Here is a 24,469-nt window from a genome sequence, read left to right as displayed (position 1 = left end):
CAGACATTCGGCTGCATTGTTCAGCGGCGAGGGTTTCTTCAGTAGCCGGGCATGAAAAGCAAAAAGCCCGCTTAAGTTTCCTTAAGCGGGCTTTTCTAATTTGGCTCCTCTGACTGGGATCGCCTTTGCCAGTAACTGGCTAATATGAAAGCTAAACCTGAAAACTCTCCCTGTCAAGACCACCAGAATGACCACCAATTAAAACTGGTTAAATAAAACTGATTTGAGCAGTCCCGTGCATTTGGTGATCGCTATTATTGTCACATCTATAAGGGCTGTCAGTTATGTGCCAAAAGCGGACGTAGCATGCATCATGTTATGATTCATTCAGTGAGAAGGGTTCACTCCTGTTTCCAGCTCATAGAGAACAAAAGGCTCTAAAAATTATGACATCATTCATTGAGAACCAAGTCATGGATTTCACTATCGGTCCCACTCATCCTGAGCACTTTGACAAGCTTCGCGCTATTGAACTGGCTGCTTTTGAAACATTGCGTAATGCAGGTGCGGTAACAGGCGAGGCGGGGGCAAGTAGCCTCGAGGAACTGAGCAATTTCAGTCGTAACGGTCTGTTACTAACGGCCTATACGTCTGATTCAGTTCCTGTAGGATTTGTAGCAGGCAAAGTTGAAGGCACATGGCTGCACATTGCTGAAATTGATGTACATCCGCAATGGCAGCGAAATGGAATCGGCAGACTGCTTATGGAGAGAATTCTCCTTACTGGGCAACAACGCGGTCTGGCTGGTGCCACGCTGACAACAGACAAGATGGTCGCTTTTAATGCCAGATTTTACGGTACATTAGGATTTAATATTGTGGAAGGCCACGCACAACCTCCGCATCTGGTAAGCCTAATTGCTGAAGAGATTTCTAAGGGTTTCATCCCGGCGCGACGTGTTGCAATGTGGGTTACCTTTTAGGACTCAGGTCCGCTATTCGCTCATAGCGGACCTTACTAACTTCATTTTAAGCTCATGCGCGGGGAGCAGGTCAGAGGGACTTCAATTACGCCTTAAATTAGTAATACCTTGTGTGGTAAGGCCTCAGTTGGTGATCGACTATTGTTCAGAGTACTCAGACCCTTGGAGCCGTGTTTCCCCCTCAAAAATGATCCACATTTTGCCCAAAACGCTAGGATTTGATGGGATTTATACAGTCTCGTACTACGGTATCTATTCCCGAAGATCTAGGCGGCTCGAGGCCTGAAGAAGTTCTCCTTATTCCATTCTGGAACTAATCATTCCTTTTCGTCATTTCAGATCAATTATTGCCTGCACGTATAGTCGGGATATTCATTCTGGTTATCAATTAAGGCTTTTGTGGACTATCTACCAATATTTGCCGACCTCAAACAACGCCCGGTACTGGTGGTGGGAGGGGGCGAAGTCGCTGCTCGCAAAATCGATCTTCTCCTGCGTGCGGGCGCGCAAGTCCGGATAGTCGCGCAGGCACTTTCCTCTGAGCTGGAACAACGCAGACAGGCCGCGGAAGTCAGCTGGCTGGCGCAGGCTTTTCTGCCGGAACAGCTTGAAGATGTCTTTCTGGTGATTGCAGCCACCGACGATGCGGCGCTGAACGCGGAAGTGTTTGAGCAGGCCAATCAGCGCCACGTGCTGGCGAATGTGGTCGACGACCAGCCGAAGTGCTCCTTTATTTTCCCCTCGATTGTCGATCGCTCGCCGATTGTTGTCGCGATTTCCTCCAGCGGTAAAGCGCCGGTGCTCGCCAGAATGCTGCGAGAGAAGCTGGAAACCTTACTGCCCACCAGCCTGGGGCAAATGGCCGATATTGCCGGTCGCTGGCGTGAGAATGTGAAAACGCAGTTCACTTCGATGCGTGCCCGCCGGCGTTTCTGGGAACAGGCGTTTGCCGGACGTTTTGCCAGCCTCGCTTCTGCGGGAAAGCTCGCAGAAGCGGAGCAGGCGCTGCAACAGCAGCTGGAAAACGCGGAAGACATCTCGCAGAGCGGAAATGTCACGCTGGTCGGCGCAGGGCCGGGTGATGCAGGATTACTCACCCTGCGCGGGTTGCAGGTGATGCAGCAGGCCGACGTGGTGCTTTACGACCATCTGGTCAGCGAAGAAGTCCTGGATTTAGTCCGTCGTGATGCTGACAAAATTTGTGTCGGTAAACGTGCGGGCAGCCATTCTGTCGCGCAGGAAGAAACCAATCGTCTGCTGGTCGAACTGGCGCAGCAGGGGAAAAAAGTCGTACGCCTTAAAGGCGGTGACCCGTTTATTTTCGGGCGCGGCGGCGAAGAATTACAGGCGGTGCAGGCGGCGGGGATTCCATTCCAGGTGGTACCCGGCGTGACAGCCGCCGCAGGCGCCACGGCCTATGCCGGGATCCCGCTGACCCATCGTGATCATGCGCAGAGCGTGGTTTTCGTGACCGGGCATTGCCGCCCGGAAGACGACGGCGTGCAGTGGGAAAACCTCGCCAAAGACAAACAGACCGTGGCGATTTACATGGGCACGCTCAAAGCGGCTGAAATCAGCCAGCAACTGATTGCTCATGGACGCGCAGCGACTACACCCGTCGCGGTGATCGGACGGGGAACGCGTGCGGATCAGCAGGTGCTGACCGGCACGCTCGATAATCTTGAACATCTGGCTCAACAGGCGCCGACACCGGCGTTGCTGGTGATTGGTGAAGTGGTCGCACTTCATCAGCAACTGGCGTGGTTTGGGCATCATCCTGAGACTGACGGCACTCAACGCCCGTCGGTTGTGAATTTGGCTTAAAGGATCTGTTATGGACGAAAAACGACTGACTCATTTGCGGCAACTGGAAGCGGAGAGTATCCATATCATCCGTGAAGTGGCTGCTGAATTCGCCAACCCGGTGATGATGTATTCCATCGGGAAAGATTCCTCGGTCATGCTGCATCTGGCACGCAAAGCCTTCTTCCCCGGCACGCTGCCGTTCCCGTTATTGCATGTGGATACCGGCTGGAAATTCCGCGAAATGTACGATTTCCGTGACCGTACGGCAAAGAATTACGGCTTTGAACTGATTGTGCATAAAAATCCGGAAGGCGTGGCAATGGGCATCAATCCGTTTGTCCACGGCAGCGCCAAACATACTGACATCATGAAAACCGAAGGGCTGAAACAGGCACTGAGTAAACACGGCTTTGATGCGGCTTTCGGCGGCGCGCGCCGTGACGAAGAGAAATCCCGTGCCAAAGAGCGTATCTACTCCTTCCGCGACCGTTTCCACCGCTGGGATCCTAAAAACCAGCGCCCTGAGCTGTGGCACAACTACAACGGCCAGATTAACAAAGGCGAAAGCATTCGCGTTTTCCCGCTCTCCAACTGGACTGAGCTGGATATCTGGCAGTACATCTATCTGGAAAACATCGAGATTGTTCCCCTGTATCTGGCCGCGCCGCGTCCGGTACTAGAGCGCGACGGTATGCTGCTGATGGTGGATGACGACCGTATTGATCTGCAACCGGGCGAAGTGATTGAGAAGAAGATGGTGCGTTTCCGTACGCTGGGCTGCTGGCCGCTGACCGGTGCCGTTGAATCTGAAGCGCAAACGCTGCCGGAGATCATCGAAGAGATGTTGGTATCAACGACCAGTGAACGACAAGGACGCGCCATCGACCGCGATCAGGCCGGTTCGATGGAAATGAAAAAGCGTCAAGGGTACTTCTGAGGAGCCGCAGCTAATGAATAACGCAATTGCACAACAAATCGCGGAGCAGGGCGGTGTCGAAGCTTACCTGCACGCTCAGCAACACAAAAGCCTGCTGCGCTTCCTGACCTGCGGCAGCGTCGATGATGGCAAAAGTACGCTGATCGGGCGACTGCTGCACGACACCCGTCAGATTTACGAAGATCAGCTGTCGTCGCTGCATAACGACAGTAAGCGTCACGGGACGCAGGGCGAGAAAATCGATCTGGCATTGCTGGTGGACGGCTTACAGGCTGAACGCGAGCAGGGCATCACTATCGATGTCGCGTACCGTTACTTCTCCACCGAGAAACGTAAGTTCATCATCGCTGATACGCCGGGGCATGAGCAGTATACGCGTAACATGGCCACAGGCGCCTCGACCTGCGATCTGGCTATCCTGCTGATTGACGCCCGTAAAGGCGTGCTGGATCAAACCCGTCGCCACAGCTTCATCGCCACGTTGCTCGGGATCCGCCATCTGGTTGTGGCCGTGAACAAAATGGATCTGGTGGAGTACAGCGAGAGCGTATTCGAACAATTTAAACAGGATTATCTGGATTTCGCTCAGCAGTTGCCGACCGATCTGGATATCAAGTTTGTGCCACTTTCCGCACTGGAAGGCGACAACGTTGCCACGCCAAGCGACAAAATGAGCTGGTACACCGGCCCGACGCTGCTCGATGTGCTGGAAACCGTCAACATCATTAATATCCGCGAACAGCAACCGATGCGTTTCCCGGTGCAGTATGTAAACCGTCCTAATCTCGATTTCCGCGGGTATGCCGGTACGCTGGCATCCGGTTCCATTCGCGTCGGGCAGAAAGTGAAAGTGCTGCCCTCCGGTGTGGAATCAACCGTGGCGCGTATCGTCACTTTCGACGGTGATTTGCAGGAAGCCTGGGCGGGCGAAGCCATTACGCTGGTGCTGGCCGATGAGCGGGATATCAGCCGTGGCGATATGCTGGTGGATGCGAATGAAACAGTGAAGTCAGTACAGAATGCCAAAGTTGACGTGGTCTGGATGGCGGAGCAGCCACTGAGCGTCGGCCAGAGTTACGACATCAAAGTGGGCGGCAAGAAAGCCCGCGCACGTGTAGAAAATATCGACTATCAGGTCGAGATCAATTCCCTGACACAGCGCGTCGTGGAAACACTGCCGCTCAACGGTATTGGTCTGGTGGAACTGGCCTTCGATGAACCGCTGGTGCTGGATAATTATCAGAGCAATGCGGTCACCGGAGGCATCATTTTCATCGACCGCCTGACCAATGTGACCGTCGGTGCCGGTCTGGTACGTGAAGCGCTTGAACAGGTTTATCAGGAGTCCGATAAATACAGCGCATTTGAGCTGGAGCTGAACAGCCTGGTTCGCCGCCACTTCCCGCACTGGGGCGCCCGCGACCTGCTGGGTGGCAAATAAGATGGCGTCACCGGATAGCCTTTCACTGAAAGATGACAATGTTGTCTGGCATCCGCACGCCGTTACGCGTGCGGATCGTGAAAAACAGCACGGTCATCGCGGGGCGGTCTTGTGGTTTACCGGGCTTTCGGGTTCGGGGAAATCCACGGTGGCCGGGGCGCTGGAGCAGGCGCTCCATGCCCTTGGCGTCAGCACCTATTTGCTCGATGGTGACAATGTGCGCCACGGGCTTTGCCGCGATCTGGGTTTTACCGATGACGATCGCCGTGAAAACATCCGCCGTGTGGGTGAAGTCGCCAAACTGATGGTGGATGCCGGGCAGGTGGTGCTTACCGCCTTTATCTCGCCGCATCGTGCCGAGCGTGACATGGTGCGCGAGTTGCTGGAAGACGGGCAGTTTATCGAAGTGTTTGTCGATACGCCGCTGGCCGTCTGCGAAGCGCGTGATCCGAAAGGGTTGTATAAAAAAGCGCGTGCCGGTGAGTTGAAAAACTTCACCGGTATCGATTCAGAATATCAGCCGCCAGAAGCGCCGGATGTGCATCTTGAAGGTGAACAATTGGTAACACATTTGGTTCCCCAATTATTAGATGTGATGCGCCGTCGCGGTATTATCAATCCCTGAATGTTGCCGGCCAAACGCCAGAGAGCGTGCCGGTTTACACTGAACACAGGGATCATCTATGCAGGCTTTATTCAGCAGACTGGTCAGCCGGATCTGGGTTGATCGTATAAGGGGAGACAACGCCCCGGTACCCCGGTTAGCGCAGACCTCAGACGGCGCAGAAAACGAAGATCCCTCTTACTCCATGCAGGGTGGATTTATCGGGTTCGTCTGTTACTGGCTGGCGCTGGCGATCCCTTTTTGGGTATATGGCTCCAACACTCTGTTTTTTCTCCTCTACACCTGGCCCTTCTTTCTGGCACTGATGCCGGTGTCGGTACTTATCGGTATCGCTTTTAGTATGCTTTTCCGCGGCGGATGGCTCATCACACCCGCAGCCACCGGTATTTGCGTGATTGGAATGTTCTGGACCGTCTTCTCATTTTTATCCGGCTGGTAACAGCAATGACCGCCTGGTGACAGCAATAAAGAGTACAAACCGGATCCTGTGAGGATCCTTTTTTGCGGCGTTTTACTGGCGATTTTCCCGGCAATTCTTTTCCACGATGTAAGTCATTGTGTCATTCTCACCCATAATTGCGTGTGTAAGTCTGATTCTCACCGGCATTTATCCCGCCATAGTGGAGTCAGAAGGAAAGTTGTGGGATGATTGCCCGGCTTTTTTAGGGGGCGGGGATGGGCAAACTCACACTGCTGTTACTGATTTTACTTGGCTGGTTACAGTATTCACTGTGGCTGGGCAAGAATGGTATTCATGATTACGTTCGTGTAAACGATGACGTTGAAGTGCAACAAGCCAACAACGGCAAACTGAAATCACGTAACGATCAACTTTTCGCAGAAATCGACGATTTAAACGGCGGTCAGGAAGCGATTGAAGAACGCGCACGCAACGAACTGGGCATGTTAAAACCCGGCGAGACTTTCTATCGTCTGGTGCCAGACAATAAACGTGCTCCGGGCAGCAATGTTTCGCAAAATAATTCGAATCCATAGCCATGAGCCACACCGCAGTTTCCCTTCCGAAGGTCATTGCCGTTTTACCTGCTGCCGGCATCGGCAGCCGTATGCAGGCAGAATGCCCTAAGCAATACCTTTCTATCGGCGGTAAAACGCTGATAGAACATTCGATCCGCGCCTTATTGCACAACGACCAGGTCACTAAGGTGATCGTGGCGCTCAGCCCGCATGACACTCAGTTTGCGCAGTTGCCTGTTGCCTGCGACCCCCGGATTCAGGTGGTGACCGGCGGCGGCGAGCGTGCAGAATCTGTGATGGCAGGTCTTGATGCGGCGGGTTCCCACGGCTGGGTTTTAGTGCATGATGCTGCCCGCCCGTGTTTGCACCCGGATGATCTGAAAAATCTGCTGGCGATCTCCGCAACCAGTAAAACCGGCGGGATCCTCGCCGCACCGGTGCGCGATACCATGAAACGCGGTGAAACCGGCAGGCAGGCCATTGCCCATACTGTTGACCGGCAAGATCTCTGGCATGCGCTGACGCCACAATTTTTCCCTCTCGAATTACTGAAAATCTGCCTGCGCCGTGCGCTGAATGAAGGTGCCGTGGTCACAGATGAAGCTTCTGCAATGGAATATTGTGGTTATCATCCTGTGTTGATCCCGGCGCGGGCCGATAATATTAAAGTCACCAGGCCGGAAGATCTGGCGCTGGCTGAATTCTTTTTAACCCGCATATCCCACGAGGAGAACGCATAATGCGTATCGGTCACGGTTTTGATGTTCATAAGTTTGGCGGCGAAGGCCCGCTGGTGATCGGCGGTGTGCGTATTCCTTATCCGCAAGGTTTGCTGGCACATTCCGACGGCGATGTTGCATTGCATGCCGCCACTGATGCCCTGCTCGGCGCCGCTGCGCTGGGGGATATCGGTAAATTGTTCCCGGACACCGACCCGGCTTATAAAGGCGCGGACAGCCGCGAGCTGCTGCGCGAGGCTTACCGCCGCATCCGTGCAAAAGGTTACAGGCTGGGCAATCTGGATATCACCCTCATTGCTCAGGCACCTAAAATGGCACCGCATATCCCGCAGATGCGCGTATTTCTTGCCGAAGATTTACAGTGCCACATGGATGATGTGAACGTGAAAGCGACCACCACCGAACAGCTGGGCTTTACCGGCCGTGGCGAAGGTATCGCCTGCGAAGCCGTTGCCCTGCTGATTAAGGAATGATGTTGTGGAAGATTACCGCATGATAGATATGTCCCGTCTCACCTGGTTACTGGGCGAGCCCGTCGCCACCGGCCAGCTGAAAGCCAATCCGGAAGACTTTATTGTCGAAGAAGATCTGGGCTTTGAGCCGGACGGCGAGGGTGAACATCTGTTAGTGCGGATCCGCAAAAACGGCTGTAATACACAGTTTGTTGCCGAACAGCTGGCGCGTTTTGCCAAAGTGCATCCGCGTGATGTCAGCTATGCTGGTTTGAAAGATCGTCATGCAGTCACCGAACAATGGTTTTGCCTGCACTTGCCGGGTAAAGCCGATCCTGATTTAAGTCAGTTCAATCTCGAAGGTTGCGAAGTGATCCGCGCCTCACGCCATCGTAAAAAGATGCGTATCGGTACACTGAAAGGCAACGCATTTACGCTGGTGCTTCGCCAGATAAGTGATATCGCCGATGTTGAAGCGCGTCTGGAAAAAATTACCCAATGCGGCGTGCCGAACTATTTCGGTACTCAGCGCTTTGGTCGCGGCGGCAATAATCTGGTGCAGGCGAAACGCTGGGCGACTAACGAAGCCCGGCCAAAAGAACGTGCCAAACGCAGTTTCTATCTTTCAGCCAGCCGCAGTGCTTTGTTCAACATTATTGCCAGTCAGCGACTGGCTGATAACACTGTTCGTCAGGCAATGCCTGGCGATGCGTTACAACTTAGCGGTCGCGGCAGCTGGTTTGTCGCGAAGGCCGACGAGTTCGACTCCATTCAACCGCGCGTGGAAAACGCAGAGCTGCTGGTGACGGCGCCTTTGCCCGGAGATGGCCCGCTGGGTACGCTGGAAGACGCTGAAAAATTTGAGCTGGCTTGCCTGAGTGAACAGGCTGATTTACTGTCGTTACTTAAACGCGAAAGAGTCGAGCCTGCACGTCGCGCCATCATGCTGTTGCCTTTGCATCTGAACTGGCAGCGCTGGGATGACGTCACTCTGGAACTCAAATTCTGGCTACCGGCCGGCAGTTACGCCACGAGCGTCGTGCGCGAGCTGATGAATCTGGATGAAAGCAATGCGGATATTACTGAGTAACGACGACGGTATTCTGGCTCCCGGCATTCAGGCGCTGGCGTCCGCGCTGCGTGAGTTTGCTGATGTGAAGCTGGTGGCCCCTGACCGTAACCGCAGCGGCGCATCCAATGCGCTGACGCTGGACGGCCCGTTACGCATTCAGTCCTATCCCAACGGCGATACCGCCGTGATTAACGGCACGCCCACCGATTGCGTGTATCTCGGTGTGAACACCCTGATGCGTCCGCGTCCGGACATCGTGGTATCGGGTATTAATGCCGGGCCAAATCTTGGCGATGACGTGATCTACTCCGGTACGGTGGCGGCGGCCATGGAAGGGCGTCATCTGGGCTTTCCTGCGCTGGCGGTATCACTCGACGGACATCAGCATTATGACACCGCCGCTATCATCACCTGTCGCATTCTCAGGGCGCTGGCCCGCGAGCCATTACGTACTGGCAAAATTCTGAATATTAACGTGCCTGATCTGCCTTTATCCGAGATCAAAGGCATCCGCGTGACCCGATGTGGTAGCCGACATCCGGCCGAAAAGGTATTTTGTCAGCAGGATCCCCGCGGGCAGGATATGTACTGGATCGGCCCGCCGGGCGATAAGTTTGATGTCGCCGCTGACACAGATTTTGCTGCTGTTGCACAAGGTTACGTTTCAGTCACGCCTCTTCAGGTAGATTTAACCGCCTATGCGGCTCAGGATGTCGTAGTCTCATGGTTGGAAAGAGCCGGGGTGAGCGCGAATGGTGAATAAGCCAATGTATAACCTGCTGGAACAGTTGCGGCAGCAGGGCATTCATGATGAGAAACTGCTGCATGCCATTGAGGCGGTGCCGCGTGAGCGCTTTGTGGATGAGGCGTTCCAGCATAAAGCCTATGAAAATACAGCGCTGCCGATTGGCTCCGGCCAGACCATCTCCCAGCCTTATACCGTGGCGAGAATGACTGAACTGCTGCGCCTTGAGCCTTCTTCGCGGGTGCTTGAGATAGGCACCGGCTCCGGTTATCAGACCGCGATTCTGGCCCATCTGGTAGAGCATGTCTTTTCGGTTGAACGGATTAAAGGGTTGCAGTGGCAGGCCAAAAGACGCCTCAAGCAACTTGATTTGCATAATGTCTCAACGCGTCACGGAGATGGCTGGCTGGGCTGGCCTTCGCGTGGGCCGTTCGACGCCATCATTGTCACCGCTGCTCCTCCTGAAATTCCCCAAGACCTGCTGAAACAACTCGATGACGGCGGGGTGATGATTCTGCCTGTCGGCGAAGAGAATCAGATCCTGCAACGTATCACCCGCCGCGGTGATGAGTTCACTGCCGAGACGATTGAAGCTGTTCGCTTTGTCCCGCTGGTGAAAGGCGAACTGGCCTGATTCAGACATCCGGCAGGACTAACCCCTTAAAATTTAAATACAACTGTTATATGGTGCTGTACTGGCTATGTTGATAGCATCCACTACAGTTTTTTATGGCACGGCGCATTCAGGAATTAACCTGAGTGGGCGTGTTGCCTGCCCGCACGGTATGACATGATACGAGAAGCGCCATCTGGCGCGGTGTGCGAGGTTAAAGCGTTATTCTGAGATTGCCGTAACGGGGGAAATATGAGCACGGGAAGCCCAATAAAAACACTAAGCCGCATTGCGGTCTGTACGTTTATCAGTGCCTGGATGGCGGGATGTTCGAACAATTCAACCACATCCGCACCTATCAGTAGTGTCAATGGCGGCGGCGGTGGTAGTCAGAATACTCCGAATTCAGCGACGCCAAATGCTCCTGCGGTCGCCCCCGGTGGACGCATTGTGTACAACCGTAGCTACAACGCTATCCCTAAAGGCAGCTACAGTGGCAGCACGTATCAGGTGAAGCGTGGCGACACCCTTTTTTACATCGCCTGGATCACCGGCAACGACTTCCGGGACCTTGCTGCGCGTAACAATATCGCCGCGCCCTACAGCCTGGAAGTTGGCCAAAATATCCAGATAAATAACGTCTCTTCTGCTGCCAGCACGGGGGGAACTTTAGCCGCTACAGACGCAACTTCTGGCGGTGTTCCTAAAGTGCCGACAGGCGGAATGCTCACAGGTTCTGTGGTTGCATCTCAACCAACTACCACGTATTCTGAATCTTCTGGTAAACAGAATGTAGGTAAGATGTTGCCTTCATCAGGTGCAGTTACCACAACCACACCTGTTGCCGTAGCCAGCACTCCCGTCGCCACTCCAGCAAATAATGGCGGTCCGGTTTCCACATGGAAATGGCCGACCGACGGGAAAATTATCGATAATTTCTCTGCTTCTGAAGGGGGAAATAAGGGGATCGATATTGCAGGTTCGCGCGGACAGTCTGTCGTCGCCACCGCCTCGGGGCGTGTAGTGTACGCAGGCAATGCTCTTCGCGGTTACGGTAATCTAATCATCATCAAACACAATGATGATTACCTGAGCGCCTATGCACATAACGATACAATGCTGGTCCGGGAACAACAAGAAGTGCAGGCGGGACAAAAAATAGCGACTATGGGTAGCACCGGAACCAGTTCAGTAAGATTGCATTTTGAAATTCGTTACAAGGGGAAATCCGTAAACCCGCTGCGTTATCTTCCGCAGCGATAACTCGGGCAGAGTCTTAAATTCTGCCCTCGGGACCACGGGTAGGAGCAGCTTATGAGTCAGAATACGCTGAAAGTTAACGAGTTACATGATGATGTAGATTTCGATGAGAACAGCGCTGAAGCCTTTGACGAGAAAACCACAGTCGAAGAGACTGCCGATAACGACGCTGAAGAAGAGTTGTTGTCGCAGACTGTAAGCCAACGAGTGCTGGACGCAACTCAACTGTACCTTGGTGAGATCGGTTATTCCCCTCTGCTTACGGCAGAAGAGGAAGTTTATTTTGCAAGACGTGCGCTGCGTGGAGATGTTCCTTCGCGTCGCCGTATGATTGAAAGTAACCTGCGTTTGGTGGTTAAAATTGCCCGCCGCTACAGCAATCGCGGTCTGGCACTGCTGGATTTGATCGAGGAAGGTAACCTGGGTCTGATCCGTGCGGTTGAAAAATTTGACCCTGAGCGTGGATTCCGTTTTTCTACCTATGCGACATGGTGGATACGTCAGACCATTGAACGGGCGATCATGAATCAAACCCGTACCATTCGTTTGCCGATTCACATCGTGAAGGAACTGAACGTTTACCTGCGTACTGCACGTGAACTTGCGCATAAACTTGACCATGAGCCGAGCGCTGAAGAGATTGCAGAGCAACTCGACAAGCCGGTACATGACGTCAGCCGTATGTTGCGCCTGAATGAGCGTATTACCTCTGTTGATACCCCGTTGGGTGGTGACTCGGAGAAAGCGCTGTTAGACATTCTGGCGGATGAGAAAGACAACGGCCCGGAAGACACCACGCAAGACGACGATATGAAACAGAGTATCGTGAAGTGGTTATTCGAGTTGAATGCAAAACAGCGTGAAGTGCTGGCACGTCGTTTCGGCCTGTTAGGTTATGAAGCTGCGACGCTGGAAGATGTAGGTCGCGAAATTGGCCTGACACGTGAACGTGTTCGTCAGATTCAGGTAGAAGGTTTGCGTCGCCTGCGTGAGATTTTGCAGGGACAGGGGCTGAGCATCGAAGCTTTGTTCCGTGAGTAATTCGTTCGGCGAATCATTTACTTTTTAGGCAATACAGCATCAGATTTTGCATCAAAAAAACGGCGGGTTAATCTCCGCCGTTTTTTATGTCTGTCATTTCATTGGCGTTCTGCCGCTTCTACACCAACTCTTTCAAACGATAAATCCATTCCAGCGCCTGCCGTGGTGATAACGAATCCACATCAAGGGCTTCCAGCGCTTCAACTGCCGGTGAGACTTCCTCCGTCAGCAGCGTCAGCTGCGGGCCATCCACTTTGCTGGCGGCGGCGTTATTAGATAACGTTTCCAGCTCTTTCAGTTTTTGGCGTGCTCGCTTAATCACATCGCGCGGGACACCGGCCAGTGCGGCTACGGCCAGGCCATAGCTTTTACTTGCGGCACCGTCCTGGACGCTGTGCATAAAGGCAATGGTATCGCCATGTTCGATAGCATCCAGATGAACATTCACCGTGCCTTCCATTTTTTCCGGCAGCGTGGTCAGCTCGAAGTAATGGGTGGCAAACAGCGTCATGGCTTTTATGCGGCTAGCCAGATTCTCGGCACATGCCCAGGCCAGTGACAGGCCGTCGTAAGTAGAGGTACCGCGGCCGATTTCATCCATCAGCACCAGACTGTTTTCAGTGGCGTTATGCAGGATATTAGCCGTTTCGGTCATTTCCACCATGAAGGTTGAACGCCCTGACGCCAGATCGTCCGCAGCCCCCACGCGGGTAAAGATGCGATCGACAGGGCCAATCGTTGCCGACTCTGCGGGGACGTAGCTGCCAATATGTGCCATCAGAACGATCAGCGCCGCCTGACGCATGTAGGTACTCTTACCGCCCATGTTGGGGCCGGTGATGATCAGCATACGTCGCGCCGGAGACATGTTCAGCGGGTTGGAGATAAAGGGTTCACTGAGCACCTGTTCAACGACCGGGTGACGTCCGCCGGTGATGTTGATCCCCGGTTTCTCGCTCATGGCCGGGCAGGCGTAATTCAGCGTATAGGCACGTTCCGCCAGATTGCTCAGTACGTCCAGCTCAGCCAGCGCACCGGCACTTTGCTGTAAAGCAAACAGATGCGGCATCAGCAGATCAAAAAGCTCTTCGTACAGCGCTTTTTCCAGCGACAGTGCTTTGCCTTTCGACGTGAGGACTTTATCTTCGTACTCTTTCAGTTCCGGAATGATATAGCGTTCGGCATTTTTTAACGTCTGGCGGCGGACATAGTGGATCGGCACAAGATGGCTCTGACCCCGGCTTACCTGAATGTAATAACCGTGAACGCCATTAAAACCGACCTTCAGCGTATCCAGCCCCAGTTTTTCACGTTCGCGGATTTCGAGGCGATCGAGATAATCTGTTGCTCCGTCGGCCAGCGCACGCCATTCGTCCAGTTCAGCATTGTAGCCCGGTGCAATCACGCCACCATCACGAACCAGCACCGGAGGACTTTCGATCACTGCGCGTTCCAGCAGTTCCACCAGTTCTGTGAAGTCTCCGGTTTGCTCCACCAGCGTCTGAACATGCTGAGCATGAGTTTCCTGCAAGATTGCCCGGATTTCCGGCAACTGCTGCAGAGCGTGTCGCATACGGGCCAGATCGCGCGGACGTGCGCTGCGCAGGGCGAGACGTGCCAGAATACGTTCCAGATCGCCGACCTGACGCAGAACGGGCTGTAAGTCCGCCGTGATATCCTGCAGCGCACTGATGGTTTGCTGACGGTTTGTCAGCAGCCGGATGTCGCGGCTCGGCATGTGGATCCAGCGTTTGAGCATACGGCTGCCCATTGGCGTCACGGCCTGATCCAGCACCGCGGCGAGAGTGTTCTCCACCCCACCGGCCAGGTTTTGCGTCAGTTCAAGATTTCGGCGCGTGGCCGCATCCATAATGATGCCATCCTGCTGGCGCTCCATGGTCACGCCGCGAATGTGGGGGAGGGCGGTGCGCTGGGTATCTTTCACATACTGCAGCAGACAACCGGCAGCGCGCAGAGCCTGAGCCGCCTGCTCGACGCCAAAACCGCTCAAATCGCGGGTACCGAATTGCAGATTCAGCTGCTGCTTAGCCGTTTCCAGCTCAAACTCCCACATAGGACGACGGCGCAGACCGCGGCGTGAAGAAATAAGCGACATGGCTTCAAAGCTTTCCGGATAGAGCAATTCTGCCGGATTGGTGCGTTGTAACTCAGCAGCCATTGTTTCCAGATCGTCCGGCTGGGCGACGCGAAAACGCCCGGAGCTGATGTCCAGCGTTGCGTAGCCGAAACCGCGCCCGTCCTGCCAGATGGCCGCCAGCAGGTTATCGTGGCGCTCGCTGAGTAATGCTTCATCACTGACCGTACCCGGTGTGACGATGCGCACTACTTTTCGGTCAACCGGCCCTTTGCTGAGTGCCGGATCGCCAATTTGTTCTGCGATAGCGACGGATTCACCCAGCTGCACCAGTTTCGCCAGATAGCCTTCTACCGCGTGATAAGGCACACCCGCCATCGGGATCGGCTCACCGGCAGAGGATCCGCGTTTGGTCAGCGAAATATCCATCAGCTGTGACGCACGTTTTGCATCGTCATAAAACAGTTCGTAAAAGTCGCCCATACGGTAAAACAGCAAAACTTCCGGGTTCTCTGCTTTAAGACGCAGGTATTGCTGCATCATTGGGGTGTGGGCATCTAAATTTTTATTATCAGTCATAGATTTAGTCTTATTAATCCATTTTAGGCGCAAGCGACTTATTGGCTTTTCTGACATACAGGCCGCCATTTAATGACGCTTATAGTAGCCCAGCGGGCAATCGGCTGTCACAGCTAAAAATGGAAAGCATCCCGCAAACTGTGCGAAGAAAAAATATGATAAATTACAAATATGTAACAAGGAGGGAAACTAACGTACGGAGACTCCATGCCAGCACGGGGGCTGTGGTTTATGACGCTCATCCTTAAATGGATTAGCAATATGTTAACATCATTTGCACACAGGAATTCTCTCCGGCACTGCAAAGCACTGCTAAGATCAATGGATGTCGCCCCTTAATGCAGCGGATTCTGTTTTACCCTTACTCAGAGATTACTACGTTGCGCAAAGCCATCATTGTTGACGACCATCCCTTCATACTGGCCAGTGTCAGATTATTAGTTATAAATGCCGGGTTTGAGGTTGTTGCAGAATGCGGTAATGGTATTGATGCTGTTCAGCAATGTCAGAAGCATCAGCCTGATTTAATGATTCTGGATCTCGCCATTCCGGGCCTGGACGGTCTGGATGTGATTCGCCGCCTTAAAGAGAAAGAGATCCCGACCAAAATTATTGTTCTCTCCTCACAGCAAAGCGATCAGTTTATCCTGCGCTGTCTGCAGGCTGGCGCGGTCGGTTATGTTTCCAAAAAAGATAACCTTTCTATCCTGACGGATGTTATCAATGCGGCGATGGCTGGATATTCATTTTTCCCGCAGTTGACCCCAGATGTGCGGGAACATACGTTTCACACTGGCGAGGCTCAAAAGCTGGCGGCCTTATCCAATCGTGAAATGATGGTCATGAAGTATCTGGTGAATGGTTTGAACAATAAACAAATCGCAGAATCTCTCTCATTAAGCGAAAAAACGGTCAGTACCTATAAGTCACGCATCCTGGAAAAACTTAACGTCAGTACGGTGCTGGCGCTGGCTGAAATGGCACAACGGCATGAGATTGAATGACATGTGGCGGGCAGTCTGTCTGATTTTCGTCATGCTGCTGAGTTTCAGTGCAACGGCGGCAGCCCCCTACAGCGCGATACTGGACGGGCAGATTAATGGCCCGGTGCCGCAGATTACGTTGACTGACGCGCAGCAGAGCTGGCTTAAACAAAAAGGTGAGCTGACGCTCGGGGTTTCTGAGCCGGATTATCCGCCCTTTGATATCATCAACTTTGACAGTAAATATAACGGCGTGACTGCCGATTTTGCGACAGTTATCAGTAATACATTGCAGATCCCGGTCAGGGTTAAAGTATTTGATTCACGGCAGGAAGTCATTGCTGCACTCAGGCGCGGGGATATTGATTTCCTCGGTACCGCTAACGGATTTGATGCTTCTGAGCAGCGGCTGGTGTTGTCTGCCCCTTATTCCGAAGATAAACCTGTCTTGGCCGGACGCTCAGATGCAGGGCGTGATTTTTCCGGTGATTTCAACGGAGTCTCTGTGGCGATGGTCTATCACTACCTGCCACCCCGCTGGATATTGCAGGCATACCCCGGGATCCGGCTGAAGATTTATCCGTCCAATTTTAGTGCGATGGGTTCCGTCTCATTCGGTGAAAATGACTTTTTCCTCGGTGATAATATCAGTGCAGAGTTTCTCTCTGGTCGTCGTTTCTTCAATAACATTTCCATTCACAGCAAGGCGTCGTTGCCGGAAAGTCAGTTTGCGTTTGCTCTCAGAGACGATGAACAGCCCCTCTTAGCGCTCATCAATAAAGTTCTCACCTCTATTACCCCCCATGATCATCAGAAGCTTCTCAAATTTTGGGGTATAAAATCGCAACGGGGCCTGGAAGGTAAGGCGGCATTATTTGATGCACGGGAAACACAGTGGCGCGATGAGCACCGTGTGCTGCGGGTCGCGCTGGAAAACAATAACGAGCCTTATTCCTTTTTTGGTCCCGACCGTCAGGCGCATGGTATTAACTCTGATGTTTTGAAAGAAGTCGCCCGGATTGCCGGTTTGCAGCTTGTCTGGATAAAAACGAAAAGCGCGGGTGAAGCTGAACGTTTACTTAAAAATAACGCGGCGGATATTGCCGTCGCCGTCACTGACAATCATCAGTCCCCTCCTGAAGGACTTCGTTATTCCCCCACGTTCTATCGTGACAGTTATGTCATCGTCAGCCGGTCGGAAAGTACTCTGGCAACCCGTGAGCTTTCTGCCCAAGCATTACGCGTGGCCGTGGTGGAGCGTGATCCTGTCCTTAACGTCATCCGCCGCGACTATCCGCTGATGCAACCTTTGGTCGCTGATGACGCCATCGGAACCTTCCGTATGCTGGACAGCCACAGAGTGGATGCTGCGATTATCTCCCTGGCGGAAGCTGTTTTTATTGTCGATAACTATTATAAAAATCGCGTCAAAATTGATGCAGTGTTCAGCAATCAGTCCCTCCATATGAGCGTGGCGGTCTCAGAAGATAAGCCAGAATTGCTGAGTATTATCAGTAAGTCCCTTGCAACGATCACGCCGGCACAAATGAGCGAACTCAGTAATCACTGGCGCGGGCAGATTATTGTCGATCACAATTTCTGGAACTTCGATCGGCGTAAATTGTTACGAGGATTTCTGGTCCTCACTGCGTCACTGGTCTTTCTGTTGTTCTGGATAATCTGGCTACGCAGCCTGATCCGACGCCGGGTGAAGGCTGAACATAAACTCAATGATCAACTGACCTTTATGAAGGATCTGATCGACGGCACCCCTTTACCTATTTATGTCCGTGATCGTGAAGGAAAATTGTTGTTATGCAATAGCAGTTATCTCCGGCAACTTAACAGCACCAGAGAGGAGATGCTTGGTAAATCGGTGTATGAAGTGCTGGGCGATAACGGTGAGCGTGCTGACGAATTACAACAAAGTTACCGGCGTGTCATCGAGGGTGGAGAAAGTATCGTCAGTGACCGTATTTTGCGTATCAGCCAAAACGACTTTCGGATTATCCATCACTGGATCCTGCCTTACAGAACCGGGCAGGGGGAAATCATCGGCATTATCGGTGGCTGGTATGACATCAGTGAACGTCAGCAGCGCCTGGAAAGATTGCAAACGGATAAAGACCGGGCTCTGCAAGCCAGCGAAGCTAAATCGACATTCCTCACCACCATGAGTCATGAAATCCGCACGCCGATGAATGTGATCATCGGCATGCTGGAACTGGCGGCTAATAGTGCTGAGGCTGGAATTGTCGATAAACGCTCCCTGAAAATTGCATCGGCTGAAGCGCAAAGTTTACTGGAGCTGATAGGGGATATTCTCGATATCGAGCGCGCCGAAAGTGGTCATCTTTCCCTTAATGAACAGACCGGTAACCTCGGTCAGCTCATCCATTCTGTTTGCCGGTTGTTTGAGGCGTTATCGCGCCGTAAGGGGCTGGAATTTACGTTACGTGAAAGCAGCTCTTTGGATTACGGTGTCCTGATTGATCCGTTGAGATTCAAACAAATCCTCTCCAATGTGTTGAGCAATGCGCTGAAATTCACGGACCAGGGTGAAATCAGCGTTTGTGCCCGTGTGACAGAATCCAGTGATGAGCAGCTGCAACTGTCGCTGGAAATCCGCGACAGTGGCATCGGGATTTCCCATGAAGACAGCCAGAATTTGTTCTCCCGTTTCTCTCAGGCAGGAAACAATACCCTTTCATCGCAGCAAAGTTCCGGGCTGGGTTTGCTTATCTGCAAAACACTGTGCGAAATGATGGGCGGCACTTTGTTGCTGGAAAGCGAGTTGCAACAGGGCACTTGCATCAGCATTGTACTGCCGTTGCGTCGGGCGAAATGGCAGCCTGCCGTTGCGAGAGCAGCTCCTGTGGCACAAACAGCGGCACGACAACGTATTCTGATCGTTGATGATTACGCCGCCAACCGCGAAGTTTTATCATTACAACTCGCCTCATTAGGCCATCAGGTCACGTCTGCCCAAAACGGGCAGGAGGCACTGGAACTTTGGCAAAACGGTGTGTTTGAACTGGTAATAACCGACTGCAACATGCCTGTGATGGATGGCTATGCGCTCACGCGAAGTATACGCCAGAGCGAATATTCTCAGGGACTCACGCCTGTCAGAATCGTCGGGCTCACAGCGAATGCACTGAACGAAGAACGTCAGAAATGCCTTCACGAGGGAATGAACGCCTGTTTATTTAAGCCTGCCACGCTGGCTATGCTGGCGTCGTTGTTCGTCAATGAACCCTCATCCCAGGAAGTGTCCCCTGCGTTTATTTCGCCAAAAGAAGATTTCGATTTAGCAGAGCTTATTCAACTGACGGAGGGGGGTCCACAAAAGCTCGCAATGCTTTTGCAGACGTTTCTCACCGGAATGTCGCAGGATAAAAAACACATTCAGACCGCTTTTTCCGCCGCGGATCTGGCCACTCTGAAAGCCCTTGCTCACCGGATAAGGGGTGGCGCACAGGTGATCAAGGCGCAGAACCTGACAGATGCCTGCGATACGCTGGAAATCGTCTGTGAGAATGAGGAGGACTGTGAAGAAGCAGTGAATCAGTTACTGGCTGAGCTGGACTATCTTGCACTGAAACTCGCGGAATATACCCGTACAACTGAAACACCTTTCTCGGGATAAGTTTGGAAAAAACGTCTTCCGCTCCCTTTATTTTCTCTGTCTTTCTCCGATTAATTCATTCAGAAAGCGGCAATGAAGCCGCTTTTTAAAACAGGAATCAGTGACGATGGGGCAGAGCGACGTAAGAAAATTAGATCTCGAACAGATGAATGAAATAAAGACCTATTCCTCTCAATTTAAAGGAGATTTCAGTGAGTCCATTCAGGTTGTTTATAAAGATAATTCATTCAGATTAAAACTGCTGAAAATAACCGGTCAGAATGAGGGCGAAGTCTTTTTCGACTATGACTACGACGGTGAGTGTGTTGTATTTCGAAAACATAAAACAGGAACTGTTGACCTTAATAAGGTCAACGGCCTGGAAGACTTCTTCACTGCTGTCGATACCATTATTAGTGCCACTGTCCATCAGGACTATATGATGGTCAGATAATAAATCGTCTTCAGGCCGCCTTCACAGGCGGCTTTTTATTATCTTCTCACGTTTTCTCGCAGTGCCTGTCTGCATGACCGTTGCCCAAATTAGCGCTGAAACAGCGCCGTGTTTAAGGCTTTAGCGACCACTTAAATACGGTATCCTGTGACTCACAGATGGCGTTAAGAACCGGGGATCTTCAGGAGAGGAAAAGTATGAAAATCGCTATTATGCAGCCTTATTTTCTTCCCTATATTGGTTATTTTCAACTGATGGCTTCAGCTGATGTGTTTGTTATCTATGATAATATTAAATATACAAAAAAAGGCTGGATAAATCGAAATCGCATGTTGCAAAACAACAAGGATACGGTATTCAGTTTGCCTCTCACGAAAGGCGCCGATTCTTTGAATATCGCTGACAGGACTATCTCGCCGGGATTTAATAAAACGAAATTACTTAATCAGTTCAAAGGTGCCTATTCGAAAGCGCCATTCTTCAGTGAGATATATCCATTTGTTGAAGATATTGTCCTACATGAAGAGAGTAATCTGTTTGCGTACCTACATTATTCACTGTGTAGAACCGCTGCTTTGCTCGATATTAAAACAAGAATCATTATATCTTCTTCGGTATCAAAAAACGAAAATTTAAAAGGCCCGGAGAAAGTTTTATCAATCTGCAAGGCGTTATCGGCAGATCATTATATCAACGCTATTGGTGGCAAAGCGTTATACAGCGAAGGCGACTTTGCCCGTGAAGGGATCAGGCTTAATTTCATCCAATCTCATGGGGAAGAATATCCTCAATTTTCAAACACTTTCGTCCCCTGGCTTTCGATCGCCGACGTTCTGATGTTCAACTCTCTGGACACCGTTCGCCACAGTGTCAAATATAACTATTCTCTGGTATGAATAATGTTCCAATGGAAAAAGCTGGGTAAAGTTTTTACCCCGCAGGAAGTCACAGGCCGCCCGTGGCTCAGTGCCTTTGCACAAGCGCCTGCCACACTGGTCTTCGATAATTATGTTCGTGTTTATTTCTCCTGCCGGCCTCCTGCAGATAAGAATGGCCAGTTTGTCAGTTATTCAGCCTGGGTAGATCTTGACCGTAATGACCTGTTCAAAGTGCTGCGCATCGCTGATAACCCCATCCTTCCGCTGGGCAGATTAGGCGAGTTTGATGAATTCGGTACCTATCCTGTCTCGGTGATACGCGATGGAACGCAGATCAGAGCCTGGTATGCAGGCTGGACGCGTTGTGAATCAGTGCCTTTTAACGTCGCCATTGGTACCGCTGTCAGTAACGACGGGGGGCAGAGTTTTCAAAGGATTGGGTGCGGGCCGGTCATCGAATATTCTCCTGAAGAGCCTTTTGTTATCAGTGGCCCCAAAATTCGGCGCTTCAACGACCAGTGGCAACTTTTTTATATCGCCGGGCGAAAGTGGAAGACTGTTGAGGGCCGTGCTGAACCTGTTTACAAAATAAGAATGGCGACCTCAGATGACGGCGTTCATTGGAAAAAACGCAACTGCGATTTAATTGCAAGTCGTATTGAAGAAGATGAGGCTCAGGCCAGCCCGGATGTCTTCTTTGCGAATGGCAAATACCATATGTTTTTCAGTTATCGCTACAGCAGTGATTACCGGGGCAAGCAATATGGCTATCGAATTGGCTATGCGTCCAGTGAAAACTTAACTGACTGGACGCGTGATGACAGTAAAGCGGGCATTGATGTGTCGTCTGAAGGATGGGATGCGGAAATGATCAGCTATCCACATGTATTTGAACTGGATGGCAAAATCTATATGGCGTATCTGGGTGACGGCGTAGGCCGCGAAGGTTTTGGACTTGCGCAATTACAGGGAGAGTTACGATGAACTGGCAATGGATCCGGCATGGCAAAATTTTTACGCCCGGCGAATTTATCCTGAACGGGCAACCGGGTTTATTCGCACAATCACCTCAGACTTTAGTATTTGAAACGTTTATCCGTATCTATTTTTCCACCCGCACTCCCGACCCTCATAATGGAAAATACATCAGCCATGTCGCGTATGTTGATATGGATAAAACACTTCAAAAGGTACTGGCAACCAACCAGCAGCCCGTTATTTGCCAGGGAGAAACGGGATGTTTTGACGAACATGGTATTTTCCCTTTTAACGTTGTGCCGTACAAAAATAAAGTCATGGCCTTTACGACGGGATGGAACCGGCGGGTTTCTGTATCGGTTGATACCGCGATCGGGCTTGCGACAAGTCAGGATGCGGGAAAAACATTTCAGCGGTTCGGGCAAGGGCCAGTTATGGCGGCGTCCCAGTATGAGCCATGCCTTGTCGCTGATGCGTTTGTGAAGGTGATTAACGATACATTCCATATGTGGTACATCTTTGGAACCGGGTGGAAGCAATATGCGCCAGACTCTCCGCCCGACCGTACCTATAAAATTGGTTACGCCCAATCAGCGGATGGCATTGAATGGCATCGCCAGCAGGCGAATCAGATAATTCCTGACCGGCTTGGCCCGCAGGAAAGTCAGGCACTCCCAACAGTGGCGCATTTTGGCGGACTTTTTCACCTCTTTTTTTGTTATCGCGAATCTTATAATTTTCGCCAGGCCGCAGGCCGTGGTTATCGTTTGGGATATGCCTTTTCTGAAGACGGGATCACCTGGACCCGTGACGACACTAAGGTGCCTGCGCTGGGTGAGACCGGTGAATGGGACGACGAGATGCAGTGCTATCCGCATATCTTTGAATGCGAAGGACATATTTATCTGCTTTATAACGGTAATGATTTTGGCCGCGACGGCTTCGGCCTCGCAGAACTGAAATTATCATGAGCGAAATTGTTGTCCGTTCTGACTCTGCAAGCGCCGCACAGGTCACTGAACATCTGATGATATGTGACGATGCCTTTATTCCCCCCCTGAGCCACCGGGTCAACATTGCTGAGTACGCGACGAAAGTGACCCGACACGCCCTGTGTATCGAGGGCTGGCATCATGACGTTCTGGCGGGTTTGATATGCCTGTACTCCAACGATCCTGACCGGGGTGCTTATATTACTAATGTCAGCGTGATCCCTGCTTTGCAGGGGCAAAAAATAGCCCTCCTTCTGATGAAAAATGCGCTTGAGCAGGTTCATGGGCAAGGGGTGGGGAAAGTCAGCCTGGAAGTTAATAACGCGAATGTAGCTGCATTGAGCCTTTACCGGAAGCTGGGTTTTACCCCGGAGCTCAACACCACAGGCACCATCCTGATGACAATGGATTTGCAAAGAGAAATATGATGAATTTACAACGTGATTATAATAATGAAATAAATGATGCGCCTGACCATCAATATGCCTACGGATTTGATTTTGATGTCATGCATCCTTTCATGATCCGTTCTTTTGAGCCTTTTTTCATAAAAGGAAGTTTACTGGAATTAGGCAGTTTTAAGGGCGATTTCACTCAACGTTTTATGCACCATTTTGACGACGTGACATGTGTTGAGGCGTCCAGCGTTGCAATGGCGCAAGCACGGGAAAAACTCGGAGATAAGGTTCACTATATTAATGCCTTGTTTGAAGAGGCTACATTACCCAAGCGTTATAATAATATTGTTCTGACTCACGTTCTTGAGCATATCGACGAACCTGTAAAACTATTAAAACGGATTAATGATGAGTGGCTTGAAGAAGGCGGACGCTTTTTCCTCGTTTGCCCTAATGCGAATGCACCTTCTCGTCAGATTGCCGTTAAAATGGGACTGATTTCTCATAACTCTGCCGTGACAGAGGCTGAGGCAGCACACGGCCACCGGTGTACTTATAGTCTGGACACTCTGGAGCGCGAGGCGACGGCGGCAGGTCTCAACGTTGTACATCGTTCCGGAATTTTCTTCAAAGCACTGGCTAATTTCCAGTGGGACCATTTGTTGCAAACAGACATTATTTCCCCGGAGTATCTGGAAGGTTGTTATCAGCTGGGACAACATTACCCTGATCTCTGTTCAAGCATATTTCTGATGTGTGAGAGAGGGCGTTAATCAAGCCTGTTTACCACCTATTTTTTATTTCAGATAGATTCAACCTGAGTCAAATCATTCCCTTCCCCGTAGATTAAA

23 protein-coding genes are annotated in these 24,469 nt (G+C 51.6%); 22 read left to right on the top strand and 1 reads right to left on the bottom strand.

Annotation, left to right across the window (positions count from 1 at the left end):
- Positions 1–386: 386 nt before the first annotated feature.
- The 14 genes from ED901_RS15375 (at position 387) to rpoS (ending at position 12,633) form a co-directional block, all read left to right on the top strand.
- Positions 387–923 carry a GNAT family N-acetyltransferase gene (locus ED901_RS15375; RefSeq protein WP_240993947.1) on the top strand — a complete coding sequence of 179 codons (537 nt, stop codon included), beginning with the start codon at positions 387–389 and terminating at the stop codon, positions 921–923.
- A 399-nt stretch (positions 924–1,322) separates the two neighbouring features.
- Positions 1,323–2,747 carry a siroheme synthase CysG gene (gene cysG, locus ED901_RS15370; RefSeq protein WP_122096433.1) on the top strand — a complete coding sequence of 475 codons (1,425 nt, stop codon included), beginning with the start codon at positions 1,323–1,325 and terminating at the stop codon, positions 2,745–2,747.
- A gap of 10 nt (positions 2,748–2,757) precedes the next feature.
- Positions 2,758–3,666, top strand: coding sequence for a sulfate adenylyltransferase subunit CysD (gene cysD, locus ED901_RS15365; protein WP_056772835.1), 909 nt, complete (start codon positions 2,758–2,760; stop codon positions 3,664–3,666).
- A gap of 13 nt (positions 3,667–3,679) precedes the next feature.
- On the top strand, positions 3,680–5,107 hold the full coding sequence (cysN, locus tag ED901_RS15360) for a sulfate adenylyltransferase subunit CysN (RefSeq protein WP_056772832.1): 1,428 nt from the start codon (positions 3,680–3,682) through the stop codon (positions 5,105–5,107).
- Between the two features lies 1 nt (position 5,108).
- Positions 5,109–5,732, top strand: a complete 624-nt coding sequence (cysC, locus tag ED901_RS15355; RefSeq protein WP_056772831.1) for an adenylyl-sulfate kinase — start codon at positions 5,109–5,111, stop codon at positions 5,730–5,732.
- Positions 5,733–5,790: 58 nt separating this feature from the next.
- The gene (locus tag ED901_RS15350) at positions 5,791–6,171 is read left to right on the top strand and encodes a DUF3561 family protein (RefSeq protein ID WP_082465706.1); all 381 of its coding nucleotides are present in this window, start codon (positions 5,791–5,793) and stop codon (positions 6,169–6,171) included.
- Positions 6,172–6,407: 236 nt separating this feature from the next.
- The gene (gene ftsB / locus ED901_RS15345; protein ID WP_056772828.1) at positions 6,408–6,728 is read left to right on the top strand and encodes a cell division protein FtsB; all 321 of its coding nucleotides are present in this window, start codon (positions 6,408–6,410) and stop codon (positions 6,726–6,728) included.
- A 2-nt stretch (positions 6,729–6,730) separates the two neighbouring features.
- A complete protein-coding gene (gene ispD / locus ED901_RS15340; protein ID WP_056772824.1) occupies positions 6,731–7,450 on the top strand; it encodes a 2-C-methyl-D-erythritol 4-phosphate cytidylyltransferase in 720 nt (239 codons plus the stop codon).
- Positions 7,450–7,923 (top strand): 2-C-methyl-D-erythritol 2,4-cyclodiphosphate synthase, encoded by a 474-nt coding sequence (gene ispF, locus ED901_RS15335; protein ID WP_056772822.1) that lies wholly within the window; start codon positions 7,450–7,452, stop codon positions 7,921–7,923. The genes ispD and ispF overlap by 1 nt, the downstream gene beginning before the upstream one ends.
- Positions 7,924–7,945: 22 nt before the next feature.
- Positions 7,946–8,992: a tRNA pseudouridine(13) synthase TruD gene (gene truD, locus ED901_RS15330; RefSeq protein ID WP_162997883.1), complete on the top strand. Its 1,047-nt coding sequence runs from the start codon at positions 7,946–7,948 to the stop codon at positions 8,990–8,992.
- Complete coding sequence (surE, locus tag ED901_RS15325; RefSeq protein ID WP_122096432.1) at positions 8,973–9,737, top strand: 5'/3'-nucleotidase SurE; 765 nt, start codon at positions 8,973–8,975, stop codon at positions 9,735–9,737. The genes truD and surE overlap by 20 nt, the downstream gene beginning before the upstream one ends.
- The gene (locus tag ED901_RS15320; RefSeq protein ID WP_056772817.1) at positions 9,727–10,353 is read left to right on the top strand and encodes a protein-L-isoaspartate(D-aspartate) O-methyltransferase; all 627 of its coding nucleotides are present in this window, start codon (positions 9,727–9,729) and stop codon (positions 10,351–10,353) included. Before surE ends, ED901_RS15320 begins: the two co-directional genes overlap by 11 nt.
- Positions 10,354–10,584: 231 nt before the next feature.
- Positions 10,585–11,595 (top strand): murein hydrolase activator NlpD, encoded by a 1,011-nt coding sequence (gene nlpD / locus ED901_RS15315; protein WP_122096431.1) that lies wholly within the window; start codon positions 10,585–10,587, stop codon positions 11,593–11,595.
- A 51-nt stretch (positions 11,596–11,646) separates the two neighbouring features.
- Positions 11,647–12,633: an RNA polymerase sigma factor RpoS gene (gene rpoS / locus ED901_RS15310; RefSeq protein ID WP_122096430.1), complete on the top strand. Its 987-nt coding sequence runs from the start codon at positions 11,647–11,649 to the stop codon at positions 12,631–12,633.
- 118 nt (positions 12,634–12,751) lie between these two features.
- Here the strand turns inward: rpoS and mutS are convergent, their stop codons facing one another.
- Complete coding sequence (mutS, locus tag ED901_RS15305; protein WP_122096429.1) at positions 12,752–15,307, bottom strand: DNA mismatch repair protein MutS; 2,556 nt, start codon at positions 15,305–15,307, stop codon at positions 12,752–12,754.
- A gap of 338 nt (positions 15,308–15,645) precedes the next feature.
- On the opposite strand from mutS, the gene ED901_RS15300 reads away from it, so the two are divergent.
- The 8 genes from ED901_RS15300 (at position 15,646) to ED901_RS15265 (ending at position 24,391) form a co-directional block, all read left to right on the top strand.
- Entirely contained in the window at positions 15,646–16,311 is a 666-nt protein-coding gene (locus ED901_RS15300) for a response regulator transcription factor (protein WP_205965109.1), read from the top strand.
- Positions 16,298–19,939, top strand: a complete 3,642-nt coding sequence (locus ED901_RS15295) for an ATP-binding protein (protein ID WP_122096428.1) — start codon at positions 16,298–16,300, stop codon at positions 19,937–19,939. The genes ED901_RS15300 and ED901_RS15295 overlap by 14 nt, the downstream gene beginning before the upstream one ends.
- A gap of 106 nt (positions 19,940–20,045) precedes the next feature.
- Positions 20,046–20,372: a hypothetical protein gene (locus tag ED901_RS15290; RefSeq protein WP_122096427.1), complete on the top strand. Its 327-nt coding sequence runs from the start codon at positions 20,046–20,048 to the stop codon at positions 20,370–20,372.
- 197 nt (positions 20,373–20,569) lie between these two features.
- On the top strand, positions 20,570–21,268 hold the full coding sequence (locus ED901_RS15285) for a WbqC family protein (RefSeq protein ID WP_122096426.1): 699 nt from the start codon (positions 20,570–20,572) through the stop codon (positions 21,266–21,268).
- 3 nt (positions 21,269–21,271) lie between these two features.
- Positions 21,272–22,234: a glycosylase gene (locus ED901_RS15280; RefSeq protein ID WP_122096425.1), complete on the top strand. Its 963-nt coding sequence runs from the start codon at positions 21,272–21,274 to the stop codon at positions 22,232–22,234.
- Complete coding sequence (locus ED901_RS15275) at positions 22,231–23,199, top strand: hypothetical protein (protein WP_122096424.1); 969 nt, start codon at positions 22,231–22,233, stop codon at positions 23,197–23,199. Before ED901_RS15280 ends, ED901_RS15275 begins: the two co-directional genes overlap by 4 nt.
- The gene (locus tag ED901_RS15270; RefSeq protein ID WP_122096423.1) at positions 23,196–23,648 is read left to right on the top strand and encodes an N-acetyltransferase; all 453 of its coding nucleotides are present in this window, start codon (positions 23,196–23,198) and stop codon (positions 23,646–23,648) included. Before ED901_RS15275 ends, ED901_RS15270 begins: the two co-directional genes overlap by 4 nt.
- Positions 23,648–24,391 carry a class I SAM-dependent methyltransferase gene (locus ED901_RS15265; RefSeq protein WP_122096422.1) on the top strand — a complete coding sequence of 248 codons (744 nt, stop codon included), beginning with the start codon at positions 23,648–23,650 and terminating at the stop codon, positions 24,389–24,391. Before ED901_RS15270 ends, ED901_RS15265 begins: the two co-directional genes overlap by 1 nt.
- The last annotated feature ends 78 nt before the right edge of the window (positions 24,392–24,469 follow it).

It is taken from the genome of Rahnella sp. Larv3_ips (assembly GCF_003697865.1).
Classification (GTDB): domain Bacteria; phylum Pseudomonadota; class Gammaproteobacteria; order Enterobacterales; family Enterobacteriaceae; genus Rahnella; species Rahnella rivi.
This window is presented reverse-complemented; position numbering and strand designations above follow the sequence as displayed.